This is a genomic window from Pandoraea anhela (assembly GCF_902459655.1).
Taxonomy (GTDB): domain Bacteria; phylum Pseudomonadota; class Gammaproteobacteria; order Burkholderiales; family Burkholderiaceae; genus Pandoraea; species Pandoraea anhela.
This window is the reverse complement of sequence record NZ_CABPSB010000006.1, coordinates 47,395-65,102: the sequence shown is the minus strand read 5'-3', so window position 1 is coordinate 65,102 and position 17,708 is coordinate 47,395. Positions and strand designations below refer to the sequence as shown.

The window sequence follows — 17,708 nt, the reverse complement described above, 5'->3', positions numbered from 1 at the left end:
GTCCGATACGCTCTGTTGAATCTTTCCCGATAGCGACGTCGCTAGTGTGCGGATTCGTCCGGTAATGCCGAACGGATCCACGCCGGGATTCGTGCGTCCTGTGTTTCGGACTACGAAATGAAAGTGAATGATGCAAGACGATACGACGCGTGTCGTTCCCCCCTTTTCGATTTTCGTTTGACCATTGCTTTGCGAGTGACACCATGACGAACGCTCTCACGCCCTCCGCCCAAAACCGCGCGCCTGCGCATCAGACCGCTTCGCGCTGGCAGTTCTGGATCGACCGTGGCGGCACCTTCACCGATATCGTGGCGCGCCGCCCGGACGGCTCGCTCGTCACGCACAAGCTGCTCTCGGAAAACCCGGAGCAATATCGCGACGCCGCCGTGGCCGGTATTCGTCACCTGCTGGGTCTGGCCGCCGGTGAGCCGATCACGCCGGATCTGGTGGATATGGTGAAGATGGGCACGACCGTGGCCACCAACGCGCTGCTCGAACGCAAGGGCGAGCCGCTTGCACTGGTGACGACGCATGGCTTTCGCGATGCGCTGCGTATCGCGTATCAGAACCGTCCGCGTCTGTTCGACCTCGATATCGCGCTGCCCGAAGCGCTGTATGCCGAAGTCGTGGAAGTCGACGAACGTGTCGGCGCGCACGGCGAAGTGGTGCGCGAGCTCGATCTCGACGCCGCTCGCCTGGCGCTCGAAGGCATCTACGCCAAGGGCATTCGTGCGCTCGCCATCGTGCTGATGCACGGTTACCGCTATCAACTGCACGAGAAGAAGCTCGCCGCGATGGCGTGCGACATCGGCTTCGCGCAGATTTCCGTGTCGCATGAGGTCTCGCCGTTGATGAAGCTGGTCTCGCGTGGCGACACGACTGTCGTCGACGCGTACCTGTCGCCGATTCTGCGCCGCTATGTGGAGCAGGTCGCGAAGGAAATGCCCGGTGTGAATCTGCAATTCATGCAGAGCAGCGGAGGGCTCACGCGCGCCGACAACTTTCAAGGCAAAGACGCCATCCTATCGGGTCCCGCTGGTGGCATCGTCGGTATGGTCCGAGCTTCGAGTGCTGCGGGCTTTGAACGCGTGATCGGCTTCGATATGGGCGGCACGTCGACCGACGTTTCGCACTACAACGGCGAGTTCGAGCGTGTGTTCGAGACGCAGGTCGCCGGTGTGCGCATGCGCGCGCCGATGATGAGCATTCACACCGTGGCGGCCGGTGGCGGTTCGGTGCTGTCGTTCGACGGCACGCGCTTGCGTGTGGGGCCGGACTCGGCCGGCGCGAACCCGGGCTCGGCGGCCTATCGTCGCGGCGGCCCGCTCGCGGTCACCGACTGCAACGTCATGCTCGGCAAGATTCAGCCGGCGCACTTCCCGAAGGTCTTCGGCCCGAACGCCGACGAACCGCTCGATCGCGACGTCGTCGTCGAGAAGTTCACCGCGCTGGCCGCCGAGATCGAGAAGGCGACGGGGCGTCGTCAAACCCCCGAAGCGCTCGCGGAAGGTTTCCTCGAAATCGCGATCGGCGCAATGGCCAACGCCATCAAGAAAATCTCGGTGCAACGCGGCCACGACGTGAGCCGTTACGTGCTGACGACGTTCGGCGGTGCAGGCGGTCAGCACGCCTGCGGCGTGGCCGATGCCCTCGGCATGACCAAGGTCTTCGCGCATCCGCTCGCCGGTGTGTTGTCGGCGTACGGCATGGGGCTGGCCGACCAGACCGCCATGCGCGAGCGCATGATCGAGGCGCCGCTGGGCAACGACGGTCTCATCGCGCTGGAAGACGCCCTCGGTGCGCTCGCGGACGAAGCGGTCAACGTGCTGCTCGCGCAAGGTGTGCCGCCGTCGCGCATCGAGACGGTGCGTCGCGTTCACGTGCGCTATGCGGGCACGGACTCGGCGATCGCCGTGCCGTTCGGCAGTGTCGAACAAATGCGCGCCGCGTTCGAAGCGGCGTATCGCCAGCGCTACTCGTTCCTGATGGACGGTGCGGCGCTGATCGTCGAAGTGGCGTCGGTTGAAGCGATCGGCCTGTCGGACGCCCCGGTCGATATCACGCCGCTGCAAGCGCGCACCTCCGGTGTGCCGCAGCCGGCGGATCAGGTGAAGCTCTACGCGGGCGGCGCCTGGCATGAGGCATCGCTGTTCGAGCGCGACACCCTGCTCGCGGGCGACACCATCGACGGTCCCGCCATCGTTGCGGAAAAGAGCGGTACGACGGTGGTCGAGCCGGGCTGGCAAGCGCAGATGACGGGGCAAGGCAATCTCGTGCTCACGCGTGTGGTGCCGCGCGAGACCCAACGCGGTCTGGGCACGCAGGCAGACCCGGTACGCCTGGAAATTTTCAACAACCTCTTCATGTCGATTGCCGAGCAGATGGGGTTGCGTCTGCAAAACACGGCGTACTCGGTGAACATCAAGGAGCGTCTGGACTTCTCATGCGCACTGTTCGATCGCGACGGCAATCTCATCGCCAACGCGCCGCACATGCCCGTGCACCTCGGCTCGATGGGCGAGAGCATCAAGACTGTGATCGAGCGCAATCGCGGCAAGATGCGCGAAGGCGATGTGTTCATGCTCAACGATCCGTATCACGGCGGCACGCACTTGCCGGACGTCACGGTGATCACGCCCGTGTTCGTCAAGAGCGACGACGACGCCACGCGTGTCGGCGCGCCCGAACCGCTGTTCTACGTTGGCTCGCGCGGTCACCATGCGGATATCGGCGGCATTACGCCGGGCTCGATGCCGCCCGACTCGACCCACGTCGAGGAGGAAGGTGTGCTCATCGACAACTGGCAACTCGTGGCCGCCGGCGAACTGCGCGATCGTGAAACGCGCGAGTTGCTCGCCGGTGCACGCTACCCGGCGCGCAACATCGACCAGAACATGGCGGATCTGCGCGCGCAAGTCGCGGCGAACCAGAAGGGGGTCGACGAACTGCGTCGCATGGTGGCCGATTTCGGTCGCGACGTCGTGCTCGCCTACATGGACCACGTGCAGGACAACGCCGAAGCGGCCGTGCGCCGCGTGATCGGCGCGCTGGCCGACGGTCACTATCGTTATCCGCTGGATAACGGGGCGGTGATCGAAGTGTCGATTCGCGTCGATCAGGCGACGAAAAGCGCCACCATCGATTTCACCGGAACGTCGGCGCAGTTGCCGAACAACTTCAATGCGCCGCGCGCGGTGTGTATGGCGGCCGTGCTGTACGTCTTCCGCACGCTGGTGGACGACGACATTCCGCTCAATGCCGGTTGCCTGAAGCCGCTGACGGTGATCGTGCCGCAAGGGTCGATGCTCAACCCGGTGTTCCCGGCTGCCGTGGTGTCGGGCAACGTGGAGACGTCGTCGGCCATCACCAACGCGCTTTACGGTGCGCTGGGCAGCGTGGCGTCGAGCCAGGGCACGATGAACAACTTCACGTTCGGCAACGAGACGTATCAGTACTACGAGACTATCTCGGGCGGTAGCGGCGCGGGTAATGGCTTCCATGGCGCCGACGCCGTGCAGACGCACATGACGAACTCGCGTCTGACCGATCCGGAGGTGCTGGAGTGGCGCTATCCGGTGCGTCTGGAAAGCCACCGTATCCGCACGGGTTCGGGCGGTCAGGGACGCTGGCAGGGCGGTAACGGCGCCGTGCGACGCATTCGTTTCCTGACGCCGATGACGGCATCGATTCTCTCGAACAACCGCGTGTACGCACCGTTCGGTGCGCAGGGCGGCGGTGCCGGCGCGCTGGGCGCCAACTACGTCGAACGCGTGGACGGCTCGCGGGAAGCGCTGGCGCATATCGGTCGTACGCAAATGCAGCCGGGCGACATCTTCGTCGTCGAAACGCCGGGAGGGGGGGGCTTCGGTCAGGCGTGAGGGCCTCGCCGGCGTGCCCGCCGCGCCCCGCTGCGCCCCACCACATAAGGGGCCGCGCATCGTGCAACGCGATGCGCGTGACCTCTGCGTTACTGGGAAATGACTGAAGCAGGACCGGTTCCCGGAAGGGATAGCGGGCTTTGCAAAGGCGCGTCTCCAACGCCTCCGTACGATGCGACATGTCTCGATTGACTGACCGCAACGTACGGAGGCGTTTTCATGTCTGAACCGTCGCAACAACCTTCCCAAGCCGCTCCCCTGTCTGCCGAGGCGGACGATGTGCTCGCGCAGTATGAACGTGCCTGTGCCGAGATGCGAAGCGTCGGCCAGAAGCTGCACCGGCAGATGCAGGCGTATCAGACGGTGCTCGACGAGGTCGCGCGCCTCGAAGCCGCCGGCACGCCGCAGGCGCGCGAAAAACTCGAGCGTCTCGAAGCGCTCGTGCAGAGCGAGCCGTTTCGCCGTGACGAGCGCGAGATCCGTCGCCTGTCCGCCGCACTGGCGCATAGCGTCGAGCGGCTGAGGGCGGATTCGCCCGCGAACGCTTCCCCGGCACCCCCCGCACCCCCCACGCCTCCCACGCCTCCCACGCCTCCCACGATCCAACGCGCACCGATTGTGCGCCGATCCTGCGCCTGATCGGGAGCCGGCCATGATCTACCGAAACCAGGGGCAGATAGCGCGAGCGTATTTCGACGCCGCTGTCACGCCCGGTGCATGGAGCCACGCATCGCGTCCGCCCCCGCGTTCGTCCCCGTCGTCGCTTTCCGACAATCCGATGCTCTCGGCGATCGCCGTGGCGGATGCGCAGCTCGGCGCATTACAGGGGCAGGCGGACGCATGGCTTGCAAACGTGCGCGCGCGCAACGCCGACGCGCGGGAATCCGATGCCTCGAGCACGATCGATCAGATTCATCTGAAGCGTCTCGTAACCCGTTACGACAACACCCTGACGCTGTACAACGCGGTCGTCTCGAAACTCGGCGAAATCGTGAAGAAGATCGTGAGCAGCTTTTGATCGCCGGCGCACGACCGGCATGCTTCATTCTTCCCTCTTACCCCGATTTTCAGGAACCCAACGTTATGACCCTTGTTTCCGGCACGAACACATCGCTGCGTACGGCTTCATTCAATAGCCCGCTCATGGGCGGACTGATTCGTGATGTCTCCATCGGTGGCGTCATCGAAAAACTCGATTTCCACGGCACGCTCGCCGCGTACGCGATGCTGATGATGGAGATGAACAACGGCGAAGCGCAGAACATGATTCAGGAGATGCAAAGCCGCCAGAAGGAAGGGCAGGAAGCGCGCGACGCCGCCAACCAGATCGAATCGCTGATCAACGAAATCGGCTCGGATACCGCGAAGAAGGTCGGTCTCGGCGACGGCATTCGTGGCTTCTTCGACAAGCACAACATCGAGATTTCCGTCGACCAGAACGGGACGAAGAAGACGTTGATGCAGTGGGAGAACCGCACGAAGCGTCTGGGCGAGAGCGGCTATCAGGCGCCGACCGGCGGCAACAACGAGTACACCGCCGCGAACCTTCGCTCGCTCAAGGCGGCGGCCGAAGGGTTCGTCGAGAAGGCGTCAGACAGCCGCACCGTCGATCAGATCAAGATCAACAAAAAGCTTCAGGAATACAACGGCGCGTCGACGCTCGTGAACACGATCTACTCGTCGCAGGGCTCGCAGCTCAACCAGATCAACGGGTCGATGCGCACGTGAGCACGCCAATGGTCCCGGATATCGAGCCGAGCGAATTCACCGGCGCGCGCGTGCAGCAGGCGCAGGGCATGGAGGGAATGGAGGGCGTGGAACGCATGGAGGACGCGCCCGCCATTCTCACGCGCTTCTTCGAACGCGGTGGCGCGTTGCGCATGCTGGCCGATCTGGACGAGGCCGATCTCGCGAGCGTACGGGCGTATGCCGCGCAGCGCTTCGCACAGGGACACATTGCCGGCGCGCAGCGGGTGTATTTCATTCTCGCGACGCTCGACCAATGGTCGTTCGACGACTGGTTCGGACTGGGACTTTGCTACCAGCGCCTCGGACAGCACGAGCAGGCGTTGCCGTGCTTTGCGAAGGCCGGCGTGATCTGCGCGTCCGATCCGCGCCCACCATATCTCGCGGGTATCAGCTACGAGCACATGGGCAATCCGACATTCGCCGCTCGGGCGTATCGCGCCACCTTGCGCATTTGCGCCCGGTCGCCTCAGCACGAACCACTCGCGCGCTCGGCCCGAGCCCGGTGCGACGCACTCAATAGCGACTCAAAACCGATTCGATCATGACAGTCATTCAATCCATAGGTACGGGCTACGCACCGATTGCGACCCGTGACGACGATCCCGCGTCGGCGGCGAACGGAACACACGCCACGCCCGAAGCGGTCGGGGCGGCGCGCTCGCATCGTCAGCGACCGGACTGCCTCGGCAGCGAAGACTTCGCGCCGGACACACCGGCCGGCGCCGACTGGCGCGACGCCAACGATGCTTTCTCGCGCATGCTCGATCGCTTGCTGGCGATGGGCAGCGGACTGGCCGAGCGTGCGTTGCGCGCCTCGAATGCCGCGAACCGTTCGGACCTCGCCGCGTTGGAAAATGTCGATCCGTCGACGCTCGCCATGATGGCGTCGATGATCGCCATGGACTCGCTGGGGGATACGGCGAAGTCGACGCAGCGCGCGTTGGAATTGCTGGCGGAGCGGCAGGACAAACTGCGTCAGGAAGACATCCAGAAGTATCGCGAGCAGATGGACGCGAAAACCGAGGATGCGAATCAGGCCCGCAAGGGCGGCATTTTCGGCGTGGTGTTCGACTGGCTGATCGCTGCGGTCGATGTCGTGGTCGGCGCGGTCAAGGTGGTGACGGGCGTGCTGACCATGAACCCCATGATGATTGCGGGCGGCGTGGCCGATGTGGGCGCCGGTATCGCCGGATTGGGCGCGGCGTATCACAAGACGATGGCGCTGACGGATCCGAAAAACGCCGTTTATCACGAGAAGGAAGCGGCCAAGTGGGGACACGCTCAACTGGCCTTTCAGATGCTTGGCATGGCCGTCGGGTTCGGTACGTCGGTGAAAGGCTTCCTCGCCAAGCGCGCGACCACCAAGGCGGCCAGTCGCGTGTTCAAGGCGGGCGCCGCGCAGGCGCTGGAGCAGGCGGTGAAGTCGGGCGACAAGGCGGCCGTCGCGGCGATCAGGACGAGAGTCGTTGCCGAAATCGGTTACGTGGTCGGCAACGGGGTCGGCAAGCGTGTAGGCCGATCGTTGCTTCAGAGCGGCACGCAGAGTGCGCGTCGGTTGGCAAAGGCGGGTTTCAACCGCATGGCCGAGCAGTTCACGCAGCAGATGATCGAGAAGATGGCGGCGCGCGCCTTCGACAAGGTTGCCAAAACGGCGGCGAAGCAGGTCGCACGAGGCAAAGGGGTGAGCGCGAAGGGGCTGACCCGTTCGTTCACGTCGCGCATGAACACGCAGGGCTACTTCGCATTGGCCCGGGGTTCGTGGTCGCTCTCCCATGCGGTGCGCGGAACGTTTGCCGGGGCCAATGCGTTGGGGCAGGGCATCGTCGGCGTGCAACGTGCGAAGTTGCAGAACGAGGCGCGCGATCTGTCCGTCGACATGGTGTGGTTGCAGATGCTCATGCAGATGAACGGCGACGACAAGAAGCAAACGGCCCGGCGCATGGAGACGCTGGTCGGCATGCAAACCGACATGGCGGTCTCTGCCGGCGAGCAGGTGCAGAAAACCGGCGAGATGCGCATCCGTATGGCGGCGTCGTCGGCGCGCGCATGAGGCGCCACAGCACAGCCACGACACACTCACAGGACGTGTGCCGGACATGTACCGGACGTGCAAGGGATGCGCTCAGGACATGCTCAGTGCGCACCCGCCGGCCTCGCACGATCGGTGCTTTATTCGGATCCTTATCGAAACCTTATCGAGACCTTATCGAGACCTTATCGAAACCCCGGCGCGAAAAGCATCGCGCCGAACACTTCTGGAGCAGGATATGACGATGACAATGCGTTGCGCGCCGGCAGTTCTCACCCCTCGCGGTGCAGACGAAGGCGCTGCGCTCGACGCGCCACACCGTGCGCCAGCCCGTGGGGCGGGAGCGGAACCCTCGGGCGTGGTGTCGCGCATTCGCGAGAAGGTCGACGGACTGCAATCGGCACAGACGCTCATCGCGCTGTTTCTCGCCATGCGGGTCGCGGAGCGCAACACCGATCAGGCGTACCGCACGCGCCACGACGCCATGGTGTTCGAGCGCGGGCTGACGGCGCGTGCCGAGAAGTACAACGCGAACCGGTCGCATTACCACTCGGGGCTGATGTCGGCGATCGGGGGCATCGTCTCCGGCAGCTTTTCGCTGGTCGGCGGCGTGGGCTCGGGCGCGGCGGGTTTCGGCAGTGAGCTGGGCAAGCTGCGTGTCGTCGGCACGGCAGTGGGCGAGACGACCAAGGGCGTGAGTCAGTTCGTGAAGTCGCCCTTCGATGTCGTCTCCAACGACGATGCGCTGGCCGGACGGGATAACGACGTGCTCGGCGAATTCGAGATGTCGCTCTCCGAGGAGACACGGCGCACCAACGAGCGCCTGCGTCAGCGGATCGACGCCACGAGTGCCGATATCCGGGATGTGTCGCGTTCGATGTACGGCATGATCGGCCAGCAAGTCACGAAAATGTACGACATCATTCGCTAAGCCCATGACAGTCTGCGAGCGCGCCGTTGCGGCATTTTTCAGAACTCACCGTTTCACGGCGCGCGCGGAGGTCTGCGAACGCATGCACATCACGATGGGACAACGCGTCGAGAATGGCGAGTTGTCCCTTTGCCATCGTCTGGAAAAACTCACCGCCGGCTATGTGCTGACGATCACCGATTTTCGGCTCGACCCCGGCGCGCGGTCGAACGAACATGCCGTGCGGCGCTTCTGCCAGCTGATCCGCACGTTGTTGCGCACCGTCCCGCATCTGAGCTACGTGCGCGGGATGATCCTGCCGGGGGTGAGCGACCCGAGGCGTCGCGATATGCGGCTGCGGCTCGGCGCGATCCTTGAGCGCGAGGGGGCCTTCTGGCGCGAGGAGGACGGCGACCGCTGGCTCGTGTTCTGTCGCGATCCGAATGGCGTGCCCACGCGTCGCATGACGACGTGTGGCGCATCCGCCTCGATGGCGGCCTATGGCAGCATGCCTAGCCCGCGCCACCAAACGTAATCCAGCGGCAAGAGCAGTACCAGCGTGATGATCGTCATGGCGACGGTCAGACGCGTGCCGTCGCGCATGCCCACGCCGCCGAGGTGCATGGCGATCATCATCGGCGGACTTTGGTACGGCAGCAGGACGGTCGAGAACACGGGCACTTGCAGCATCAGGACGGTGTAGAGCGGCAAGCCGCTCGCCGTCGAGAGTTGTCCCGCCAGCGGCGTGAGCACCGCCGGCAGACCGGGCAAGGTCGCGACGAGTCCGATGGCCGCCCCGATGGCGATCAGCCACGCCGCGTTGACGACCGGCGTGCCGGGCGTCATGCCCACGGCGTCCAGACAAAGGCGCGCCACCCTTTCCCCCAATCCCGTATCTGCGACCACGGCGCCAACGCCGAGGAAACCCGCGACGTAGATGAGCGGTGTGATCTGCATCTGATCGGTGAAGGTCTTCGGTGTGACGATATGAATCGCGGGCAGCAGACAGAGAATGGCGGCGGCCACGGAGATCCACGCCGGTGAGATACCGTGCCATGCGTCCGTCGCGAAGCCGGCGAGCGCGAGAGCGAGCAGAATGGACAGGCGTCGCGCGTCGGTTGTGAGCGGCGGCGGTGTCGTCGTCGCGGTGTCGTTGAGCGGGCCGTCGTCCGGGAACAGACGGCAGACGACCCAGATGAGGATCACGGCTTTCAAGGCGCCGAGGATGGGGAAGTGCAGTAACAGGTACGGCGCATAGTGCAGCTTCACGCCGTAGAACGCGTCGGCCGCACCCATCAGCACGCTGTTCGGGATGTTGGCCGGCAGGATCGTCGTCGGCGGCATGTAGCTGGCGGCGGCGACCATCATGACGAGACCGGTGCGTCCGCGCCGGCCCTCGGTGAGACCGATGCGGTCGGCGAGGGCGAGCACGATGGGAATCAGGAGCAGAATGCGGCCGGTCGTGGACGGCATGACGAACGCGAGCCCGACGCTGGCGATCAGCACGGAGGCCACATAGCGCGGGTAGGTCGGGCGCTTGAGTGCGAAGACCGTCGATGCCAGACGCGATCCCAGACCGGTGGTGCGAACGGCGAGTCCGGTGACGGCGCCGCCGAAGACGAGCCACCACGCAGCCGAGTGAAAGCCGGCGAAGATCACCTCCGGCTTCGCGACGTGAAGCAGCACGGCGAACAGAAAGAAGGTGAGGGTCGTGACGGGTTCGGGAAACCATCCGAACGCCCATGCACCGATCGTGAAAAGCACGAGCACGGCGGCCTGCGCGGCCGTCGGCGTCAATCCGAGTGTGGCGCTGCCATGGCTGGCGGCCCACAGGGCGAAGGCAAGGGCCGCGTAGGCGGCATACCCGGCGAGCGCCTTCAGGCGGGCCCGCAGACGTTCGCGACGCATGCGCCCGGCAGCGGTCGCTGTATGAGATGCGGGGGAAGTCTCCGGTGCAGCAGGTTCGGTCATGGCGCTTGTCGTTTTCGTGTTGGGCCAGGAGGTGTCGGTGATGTCAGTGATGTCAGTGATGTCAGTGATGTCACGAGGGGCTAAGGCGTGACGGACACAACGCGACGACCGTGGACGTACGTTGGCATTCTAGCGGCGAGAGGACGATGCCGGGGATTGTCGAGAACGGTGCCCCCCCAAGGCATGCGGGATGCGCTGTAGGCAAGCCGAAAGCCGAAAGCTGGGAGCCGGAGGGGGGCGGGCGTTGGGCGAAAATCCGCTTCAGGCCTACAATAAGCGCCGGCCCCCATGAGCCCCCCTAAGACACGACGGAGAAGATTTGCGTGTTGGCGATGAATGACGCAGCGAACGAAACCCCCGGCGCCGCAGCACCGAAGCCATGGTTTCTCTACTTGCTGGAGTGTGCCGGTGGACGGATTTACACCGGCATTACGGTCGACGTCGATGCACGCTATGCGGCGCATGTGGCGGGCAAGGGCGCGCGATTCACGCGGGCGTATCCGCCCTCGCGGATTCTGCTCTCGCTGTCGTTTGCGGATCGCTCGGCCGCCTCACGTGCCGAATACCGCATCAAGCAACTGAGCGCGTCGCAGAAGCGCGGTCTGATCGCGGGGACCTACGTCTGCGATCTCACGGATCTCTGCGGTTCCGTCCATGCGGGGAGCGAGGGCAAAGCAGGCGAAAAGTACGAAAAGTACGAGGAGCGCGCCCCCGACACCGGTACGACCGGCGTCAGGGCACCAGGCGCGCCTGACGAATGATCCGCCGCACGTCGCGCTGAATCGCGCCGAACTGGCCGCGCGACGGAATCGGCGACACCACGAGCGCCCAGCTGTCGCCGGGCACCGTCTTCTCCACGACCGTGTAATAAGTCGACTGCGTGCGGAAAAAGTCCGCGATGCCGTCGTGACTCACGCGGTAACTGCGATCCCCCGCGCCGGGCAGCATGAACACGCCAAGCGTGTAATACACATCCCGATCCGAGTTCACCGGCCCCGACTGCTTGTCGAGCAACAGCGCGCCCAGCGTTTTCTCCGTGAGCAGACTCGGACGCCGGATATCGAACACCCGCCACACTTTGAGCAGCGCGCCCGTCGACATCTGCCACCCCGCGAACGGCGCCAGCAGACGCCAGTTGTCGGGCAGTTTCGCATCCGTCACGCCCAGCGGCGCGAAGATGAAGGTCTCGCAGAAGTCCTTGTAGTCCTCGCCCGAGACCGCCTCGATCACCATGCCGAGCAACAGATACGAGACGTTGGAATAGACGAAATCGGAGCGGCCCGTCGAGTGACTGGCGTCGCCTGCGTCGAGGTAGTTGAAGAAGTCCGCGCTGCCGCCTACGCGACGAATCGCCAGACCGCTGAACAACCCGTTGACCGGATCGTTGAAGCCGTTCGTCGCCAGGCCCGCACGATGCGCGAGCAGACGTCGCACGGTCAACTCGCGCAAGCTCGGGTCGAGCGGTTTGCCATGCTGCTTCGCGTACGCGTCGAGCAAGTCGCCGAGTTTGGCGTCGAGCGATAACTTGCCCTGCTGGACAAGCAGCGCGATGCCGATGGCCGTCACCGATTTCGACAGACTTGCCACAGGCAGCAATTGCTGGACGTCGTCGCCCGATGTGGCGGCCTCCAACGCCACACCGCCGTCCGACTCGGTACGCAGCCAGACGTGCGAGAGGTTGTAGCGCTCCTTGAGTTGCGCCACGCCCTGCGTGATCGTCGATTGACCGATCGGCACGGCCGGCTTGATGGCGCTCGCCGCGCCCGATGAGGGCAAGGCGACGACCGCGCTGTTGCCGCCGGCAGCCGCAGCCGACGGCTCGGCGGTCGATGGTGTCTGCGATGTTTGAGCGAGCGCGACACCCGCGCCCGTCAGCGTGGCAGTGCCCAGCAGGATCGTCAGGACCACACGGCGTGCAGACGCGCGGGCGTGTCCCATTGCGCGCGACAGGGCATGCGGATCGAGTCGCATGCCCTGCTGCGCGGTACTGCGTGCCCCTGCCGAACGGCGATGCCGTACGACGTTCATTCGTTCACTCCCCCCGCGCACAAAACTTCGAACCGCATATCGACTCTCTTCGGAGTCAGAAGGGTTCGGCGTGCGCACGTGCCGCACTGCGGCGATATTCGAAATCGAAGTTTAGGAAAAACTTCGGGTAAGTACCCAGTAAAACCCGCGCATTTTACATTAAGTTGCATGTATCGCGTCAATCGATCAATAGTCGGGCGCAATCGCCCCGCCACAGCCCCGCGCGGCGGGGATGGCGCTGCCGATGTCACCGATATTGCGCTGCCAAAACTGCCTCGCGTCGTGAGCTATCGGTCGGAAACGCCCGTCTGGCGGGGCGCTGCCACCGACGGCGGCGCTCACCGGACGGTGTTGTCAGTGGCGCACCGACAAGACCTGTTACGCATCGCGGTGTAAGCTATCTCCCAGACAGACAGGCTCCGACTCGCCCACAGGCCGTGAGGGCGGCGTCCCGTAGATGACGTCGTGCCGGCCGAAGGATCGACCGAAACATGACTGAACCGCCCCGAGCGCGCCCGAGCCGGCCCGCCGATGCAACTTCCTCAGTGGCCGCCTCCACGGGTTCCACGGCCACCGCAGGCGCCAGCGCTGCGGCATCCGCCGCCGGCGGCCCGCCGGACGTCCCTGCGATATCGTCCTGGCCGTCGCCGCCCTTATCGACCTCGCCGTCCCCGATCGAGGACGCCTGGCGCGCGTTGCCCGCCCCCATCCGCCTGCTCCGCCGCTTTCCCTGGAGCGCGGCGCGCCCCTGGCTCATCGTCGCGGGCGTTCTCCTGCTCGGCCTGTTCGTCTTCGATGCGCTGCATCACATGCTGCGGCACGTGCATTACGACAACGTGATCGCCGCCATTCACGACACGCCCGCGACGCGCCTCGTGCTTGCCATGCTGGCAACGCTGGCAAGTTACGCGGCGCTGACGGGCTACGACATCTCCGGCCTTGCTTTCGCCGGGGCCCGGGTCAAGCGCTCGACGGTCGTGCTGACATCGTTCATCGCTTACGCATTGGGCAACTCCGTCGGTCTCGGCGTGCTCACGGGCGGCACGGTGCGCATGCGGATGTACGCCGCCGCCGGGGTCGATGCATCGAAGGTCGCGCAGGCGGTAGCGTTCAACGCGGGCGCATTCGGCCTCGGCATGACGGTGTTCGGCTCGCTCGGGATGTTGTGGGGCGCATCGCGCGTCTCGGCGCTGGCGCCGATCCCCGCGTGGCTGCTGCAACTGTTCGCCGTGCTGCTGCTGGCGGGCGCCGCCGCGTTCCTCGTGCTGTGCGCGCGCAAACGTTCGGTGGCGCTCTTCGGGCGGTGGACGATGCCGTTGCCGCCGCTACGCCTGGCGTTGCGGCAACTAATCATTTCCGCGGCCGATCTCGGCATGGCTGCCGCTGCGCTGTGGTGCCTGTTGCCCGCCGGGGTGGTGGATCTGCCGACCTTCGTCGTCTTCTACGCCATCGCCATGGCGCTCGGTGTGCTCAGTCACGTGCCGGGCGGCGTCGGCGTATTCGAAGCGGTGATTCTGCTGGCGACGAACGGGCACGCGCCGATCAGTCAGGTCGCGGGGGCGCTGGTACTGTATCGCGGCATCTACTACCTCCTGCCGCTGATGCTCGCGGCGTGCCTGCTGGCCGGGTTCGAGTTGCGGCAGGGGCCGGCCGCACCGATCGGACGCGCGGCCGTGCGTCTCTTCCCCGGCCTGCTGGCGGCGCTTACGCTCGTCGCAGGCGTCATGCTCCTCATTTCCGGCGTGACGCCCGCCACGCGCGACGCCGAGGACTTCCTGCGCCGCCATGTGCCGCTGTTCCTCGTGGAGGTATCGCACTTGCTGGGCAGCGTGGCGGGCTTGTCGATGTTGTTCCTCGCGCGCGGTCTGCTGCACCGCCTGGACGCCGCCTGGTGGGGCTCGCTCGCGCTGACCGTCATTGCCGCAGTGCTGGCGATCCCGAAGGGCATCGCCTTGTCGGAGCTGTTCGTCCTGGCCGTGCTCGCGACGTTGCTGCTCGTCTCGCGCAAGCAGTTCGACCGGCGCTCGTCGCTCTTCACGCAGTCGTTCGAGCCGGGCTGGATCATCGCCGTACTCTCGGTGCTGGGGGCGTGTACCTGGCTGATGTTCATGTCGTACCGTCGCGTCGGCTACGCGAATCAACTCTGGTGGCAATTCACGTTCGACGGCGACGCACCGCGTTCGATGCGCGCGCTCATGGTCGTTGCGGTGATCGGACTGGGGCTGTCGTTGTGGCAGTTGCTGCGTCAGTCGCCCGGCGCGATGGTGCCGGCCACGCAGGACGAACTCGCGCGCGCCATGGCCGTCATCCGCAAACAACCCGCCGCCGACGCATGCCTCGCGCTCATGGGCGACAAGAGCTTCCTGTTCTCGCCGTCGGGCAACGCTTTCATCATGTACGCGAAGCATCGCCGCTCGTGGGTTTCGCTCTCGGATCCGGTGGGCGATCAGAAGGAATGGCCCGAACTGATATGGCGCTTCATCGAACTGGCCGATTCGCATGGCGGGCGCGCGGCGTTTTACAAGACGCGTCCGCAAGCGCTGCCGCTCTATATCGACGCGGGACTCCGTGCCTACAAGCTGGGCGAGGAGGCGTTCGTCTCGTTGCCTGAGTTCAGTCTGCAAGGCTCGCGTCGGGCGAACTTGCGACACGGCGTGACGCGCGGCGAGCGTGAGGGACTGACGCTGGAGATCGTGTCGCCTGAGGACGTCGCGCCGCATCTCGCAGAGATGCGTCCGGTATCCGATGCGTGGCTTGCGCGCCAGCACACGCGCGAGAAGGGCTTCTCGCTGGGTGCGTTCGACGACGCCTATGTCGCACGGCAGCCGGTGGCGCTCGTGCGTCGCGACGGCCGGCTCGTCGCGTTCGCCACGCTGATGTGCCCCGATGTGCAGCGTATCGAAGCGAGCATCGACCTGATGCGTCAGGTGCCCGATGCCCCGCCGGGCACGATGGACTTCCTGTTCGCCAAACTGATGCTGCACTTCAAGGCGCAGGGCTATCAGCGCTTCGGCCTCGGCATGGCGCCGATGTCGGGCATGCAGACGCATCAACTCGCGCCTCGCTGGCATCGCTTCGGCCGGATGATGTTCGCGCATGGGGCGCGGTTCTATAACTTCCGTGGTCTGCGCAGCTTCAAGGAGAAGTTCGATCCGCAATGGGAAACACGCTATCTGATGACTCCGGGCGGCATCGCGCCGATGCTGACACTGGCCGACGTGGCGTCGCTCGTGGGGGGCGGCTGGAAAGGGATGATTGCGAAATGACGCACAACGCGAACGAAGCGGCGACGGCGGCACGCGAGACGGCTGGCCGCCAGACCGGTGCAATGCGGGCGGGGCTGGCGTGTCCGGCGGGGCGGGTGGGGCGGGTGGGATATCCGCGCGCCTACTGGCCGACACGGCGCATGGCGCGCGCGGTCCTGAGTGCGCTGATGCCCGCGATGGCGATGGCGATGACGTCGACCGCCGTGCCGGCCCAGACGTCCCAATCGACCGAGGCGCGCAGCCATGCGCTGAACGTATTGAAGCCTGCCCCCAAGGCGGGACCGGTGGCGCAGTCGTCTGCCGCGGGGTCGGGCGCACCGGCGCCCGTCATGCCGCAAGCGGCTGCGGCGGCCGCCAGTGCCGCCGCGTTTCGCAGCGCAGGCGGCAATCCGGCGCCGGAGATTCTGACGCACGGACGCTTCGAGAACGTTCCCATCTTCCGCCCGCAGGGCGAGCCGAATGCCACGGTGCTGTTCTTCTCCGACGACGACGGCTGGACGCCTCGCGCCGAGCGCATGGCCCGCGCGCTGGCCGACACCGGGGCGCTCGTCGCAGGGATCGACACGGCACGGCTGATGGCGAACTACACGAAGGACGAGATCGCCTGCGTCTACGCGGCGGGCGATCTCGACAACTTCGGCCGATGGGTCGAGGCCGCCGTCAAACTGCCGGGCTATACCCCGCCGATTCTCGTGGGCGACGGCGTGGGGGGAACGTTCGCCTACGCGATGCTTGCGCAGGCCGGTAACGAGACGTTCTCGGGCGCGCTGTCGGTCGACTTCTGTCCGGTGCTGCCGATGTCGCGTCCGCTGTGTCAGGGGGAGGGCGTGCATTTCGGACGCGGCATCACGCATACGGCGGGCGGTGCGCCGATGCGCTTGCTGCCCGCGCCGGTCATGAGCGCGCCGTGGCTCGCCATGGGTGGCCCGGCGGCCGGTCCGGGCAGCCCTGGCCGGGCCCCGCGCTGCCCGGACCACGTGGCGCAGGCGTTCGCCGCACGCACGCCGAATTCGAGCTGGCTCGTGGGCGGACTGGCCGGCAGTCTCGGGGCGATCGACGCCAGTGGCGTCACCGCGGCGCAGGGGGCGTCGCCCACGCCCGTGCTGGCCGATTGGGTGACGCAGTACAAGAACGCGTTCCGCCGTCTGAATGCTCACCATGTCGCCGGCACGGCGCGCCCGCCGGCCGCTGTCGCCGACCTGCCGGTGATCGAGGTGCCCGCCACGGGCAAACCCGCCGCGAACCAGGCCGACACCTTCGCGATCCTGCTCTCCGGCGACGGCGGCTGGGCCGGACTCGACCGGGATGTCGCCGGCGCACTGGCCGCACATGGCATTCCCGTCGTGGGCGTCGATTCGCTGCGCTACTTCTGGTCCGCGCGCACACCGGCGTCGGGCGCGCTCGACATCGACCGTCTCATGCGCTTTTACCAAACCCGCTGGAACAAGAAGCGCGCGATTCTGATCGGCTATTCGCAAGGCGCGGACGTGCTGCCGTTCATGGTCAACCGGCTGCCGCCCGTCGCCCGCGAGCGGGTGGGGTTGCTCGTACTGATGGGGCTCGGCCAGAAGGCCGACTTCGAGTTCCGCATGACCAACTGGGTGATGTCGAGCCAGAACGGGTTGCCGATCCGGCCGGAAGTGCACCGGTTGCCCGACGGCATGGCGATGTGTGTCTACGGGGCCGACGAGGACGACAGCAATTGCCCTGGGCTCGATCCCAAACGTGTGCAGATCGTGAAGATGCCCGGCGGGCATCATTTCGACGGCAACTACACCGGTCTGGCGGACGTGATCCTTCAGGGGCTGGCCAGACGCTGACGTCGGGCCAGGCCGGCGCCGTCTCGCGGCGCCCACGTCTCAGGTAGCCGATATTTC

Annotated in this window: 13 protein-coding genes; 11 read left to right on the top strand and 2 right to left on the bottom strand. The window is 65.8% G+C overall.

Annotation, left to right across the window (positions count from 1 at the left end; genetic code table 11):
* The first annotated feature begins 203 nt into the window (after nucleotides 1-203).
* From PAN31108_RS10575 to PAN31108_RS10545, 8 genes are all read left to right on the top strand, one after another.
* On the top strand, nucleotides 204-3,878 hold the full coding sequence (locus PAN31108_RS10575; RefSeq protein ID WP_150668828.1) for a hydantoinase B/oxoprolinase family protein: 3,675 nt from the start codon (nucleotides 204-206) through the stop codon (nucleotides 3,876-3,878).
* Between the two features lie 219 nt (nucleotides 3,879-4,097).
* Nucleotides 4,098-4,517 carry a hypothetical protein gene (locus tag PAN31108_RS10570; RefSeq protein ID WP_150668827.1) on the top strand — a complete coding sequence of 140 codons (420 nt, stop codon included), beginning with the start codon at nucleotides 4,098-4,100 and terminating at the stop codon, nucleotides 4,515-4,517.
* Nucleotides 4,518-4,530: 13 nt separating this feature from the next.
* A complete protein-coding gene (locus tag PAN31108_RS26350) occupies nucleotides 4,531-4,896 on the top strand; it encodes a hypothetical protein (protein WP_174994924.1) in 366 nt (121 codons plus the stop codon).
* A gap of 65 nt (nucleotides 4,897-4,961) precedes the next feature.
* Nucleotides 4,962-5,606 (top strand): hypothetical protein, encoded by a 645-nt coding sequence (locus tag PAN31108_RS26345; RefSeq protein ID WP_174994923.1) that lies wholly within the window; start codon nucleotides 4,962-4,964, stop codon nucleotides 5,604-5,606.
* The gene (locus PAN31108_RS10560; RefSeq protein WP_246183884.1) at nucleotides 5,603-6,172 is read left to right on the top strand and encodes a SycD/LcrH family type III secretion system chaperone; all 570 of its coding nucleotides are present in this window, start codon (nucleotides 5,603-5,605) and stop codon (nucleotides 6,170-6,172) included. Before PAN31108_RS26345 ends, PAN31108_RS10560 begins: the two co-directional genes overlap by 4 nt.
* Nucleotides 6,169-7,677, top strand: coding sequence for a type III secretion system translocon subunit SseC family protein (gene sctE, locus PAN31108_RS10555; RefSeq protein ID WP_150668825.1), 1,509 nt, complete (start codon nucleotides 6,169-6,171; stop codon nucleotides 7,675-7,677). The genes PAN31108_RS10560 and sctE overlap by 4 nt, the downstream gene beginning before the upstream one ends.
* Before the next feature lie 217 nt (nucleotides 7,678-7,894).
* Entirely contained in the window at nucleotides 7,895-8,587 is a 693-nt protein-coding gene (locus PAN31108_RS10550) for a hypothetical protein (RefSeq protein ID WP_150668824.1), read from the top strand.
* An 82-nt stretch (nucleotides 8,588-8,669) separates the two neighbouring features.
* Nucleotides 8,670-9,101: a hypothetical protein gene (locus PAN31108_RS10545; RefSeq protein ID WP_150668823.1), complete on the top strand. Its 432-nt coding sequence runs from the start codon at nucleotides 8,670-8,672 to the stop codon at nucleotides 9,099-9,101.
* Here the strand turns inward: PAN31108_RS10545 and PAN31108_RS10540 are convergent.
* Nucleotides 9,065-10,537, bottom strand: coding sequence for an SLC13 family permease (locus PAN31108_RS10540; RefSeq protein ID WP_150668822.1), 1,473 nt, complete (start codon nucleotides 10,535-10,537; stop codon nucleotides 9,065-9,067). The two genes, PAN31108_RS10545 and PAN31108_RS10540, sit on opposite strands and share 37 nt — an antisense overlap.
* 332 nt (nucleotides 10,538-10,869) lie before the next feature.
* Between PAN31108_RS10540 and PAN31108_RS10535 the strand changes: the two genes are divergently transcribed.
* Nucleotides 10,870-11,298, top strand: a complete 429-nt coding sequence (locus PAN31108_RS10535) for a GIY-YIG nuclease family protein (RefSeq protein WP_150669000.1) — start codon at nucleotides 10,870-10,872, stop codon at nucleotides 11,296-11,298.
* Here the strand turns inward: PAN31108_RS10535 and PAN31108_RS10530 are convergent.
* Nucleotides 11,270-12,565: a serine hydrolase domain-containing protein gene (locus PAN31108_RS10530; RefSeq protein WP_150668821.1), complete on the bottom strand. Its 1,296-nt coding sequence runs from the start codon at nucleotides 12,563-12,565 to the stop codon at nucleotides 11,270-11,272. The genes PAN31108_RS10535 and PAN31108_RS10530 overlap by 29 nt on opposite strands.
* Before the next feature lie 491 nt (nucleotides 12,566-13,056).
* On the opposite strand from PAN31108_RS10530, the gene mprF reads away from it, so the two are divergent.
* Both mprF and PAN31108_RS10520 read left to right on the top strand, forming a co-directional pair.
* Entirely contained in the window at nucleotides 13,057-15,831 is a 2,775-nt protein-coding gene (mprF, locus tag PAN31108_RS10525; protein ID WP_217426296.1) for a bifunctional lysylphosphatidylglycerol flippase/synthetase MprF, read from the top strand.
* Nucleotides 15,828-17,651 carry a virulence factor family protein gene (locus PAN31108_RS10520; RefSeq protein WP_150668820.1) on the top strand — a complete coding sequence of 608 codons (1,824 nt, stop codon included), beginning with the start codon at nucleotides 15,828-15,830 and terminating at the stop codon, nucleotides 17,649-17,651. The genes mprF and PAN31108_RS10520 overlap by 4 nt, the downstream gene beginning before the upstream one ends.
* The last annotated feature ends 57 nt before the right edge of the window (nucleotides 17,652-17,708 follow it).

What these genes read in the sequence shown, in the direction of transcription:
- PAN31108_RS10535 (WP_150669000.1), top strand. Translation starts at nt 10,870, where the DNA reads ATGAATGACGCAGCGAACGAAACCCCCGGCGCCGCAGCACCGAAGCCA.
- PAN31108_RS26350 (WP_174994924.1), top strand. Translation starts at nt 4,531, where the DNA reads ATGATCTACCGAAACCAGGGGCAGATAGCGCGAGCGTATTTCGACGCC.
- mprF (WP_217426296.1), top strand. Translation starts at nt 13,057, where the DNA reads ATGACTGAACCGCCCCGAGCGCGCCCGAGCCGGCCCGCCGATGCAACT.
- PAN31108_RS10550 (WP_150668824.1), top strand. Translation starts at nt 7,895, where the DNA reads ATGACGATGACAATGCGTTGCGCGCCGGCAGTTCTCACCCCTCGCGGT.
- sctE (WP_150668825.1), top strand. Translation starts at nt 6,169, where the DNA reads ATGACAGTCATTCAATCCATAGGTACGGGCTACGCACCGATTGCGACC.
- PAN31108_RS10540 (WP_150668822.1), bottom strand. Translation starts at nt 10,537, where the DNA reads ATGACCGAACCTGCTGCACCGGAGACTTCCCCCGCATCTCATACAGCG.
- PAN31108_RS10575 (WP_150668828.1), top strand. Translation starts at nt 204, where the DNA reads ATGACGAACGCTCTCACGCCCTCCGCCCAAAACCGCGCGCCTGCGCAT.
- PAN31108_RS26345 (WP_174994923.1), top strand. Translation starts at nt 4,962, where the DNA reads ATGACCCTTGTTTCCGGCACGAACACATCGCTGCGTACGGCTTCATTC.
- PAN31108_RS10520 (WP_150668820.1), top strand. Translation starts at nt 15,828, where the DNA reads ATGACGCACAACGCGAACGAAGCGGCGACGGCGGCACGCGAGACGGCT.
- PAN31108_RS10545 (WP_150668823.1), top strand. Translation starts at nt 8,670, where the DNA reads ATGCACATCACGATGGGACAACGCGTCGAGAATGGCGAGTTGTCCCTT.
- PAN31108_RS10530 (WP_150668821.1), bottom strand. Translation starts at nt 12,565, where the DNA reads ATGAACGTCGTACGGCATCGCCGTTCGGCAGGGGCACGCAGTACCGCG.
- PAN31108_RS10570 (WP_150668827.1), top strand. Translation starts at nt 4,098, where the DNA reads ATGTCTGAACCGTCGCAACAACCTTCCCAAGCCGCTCCCCTGTCTGCC.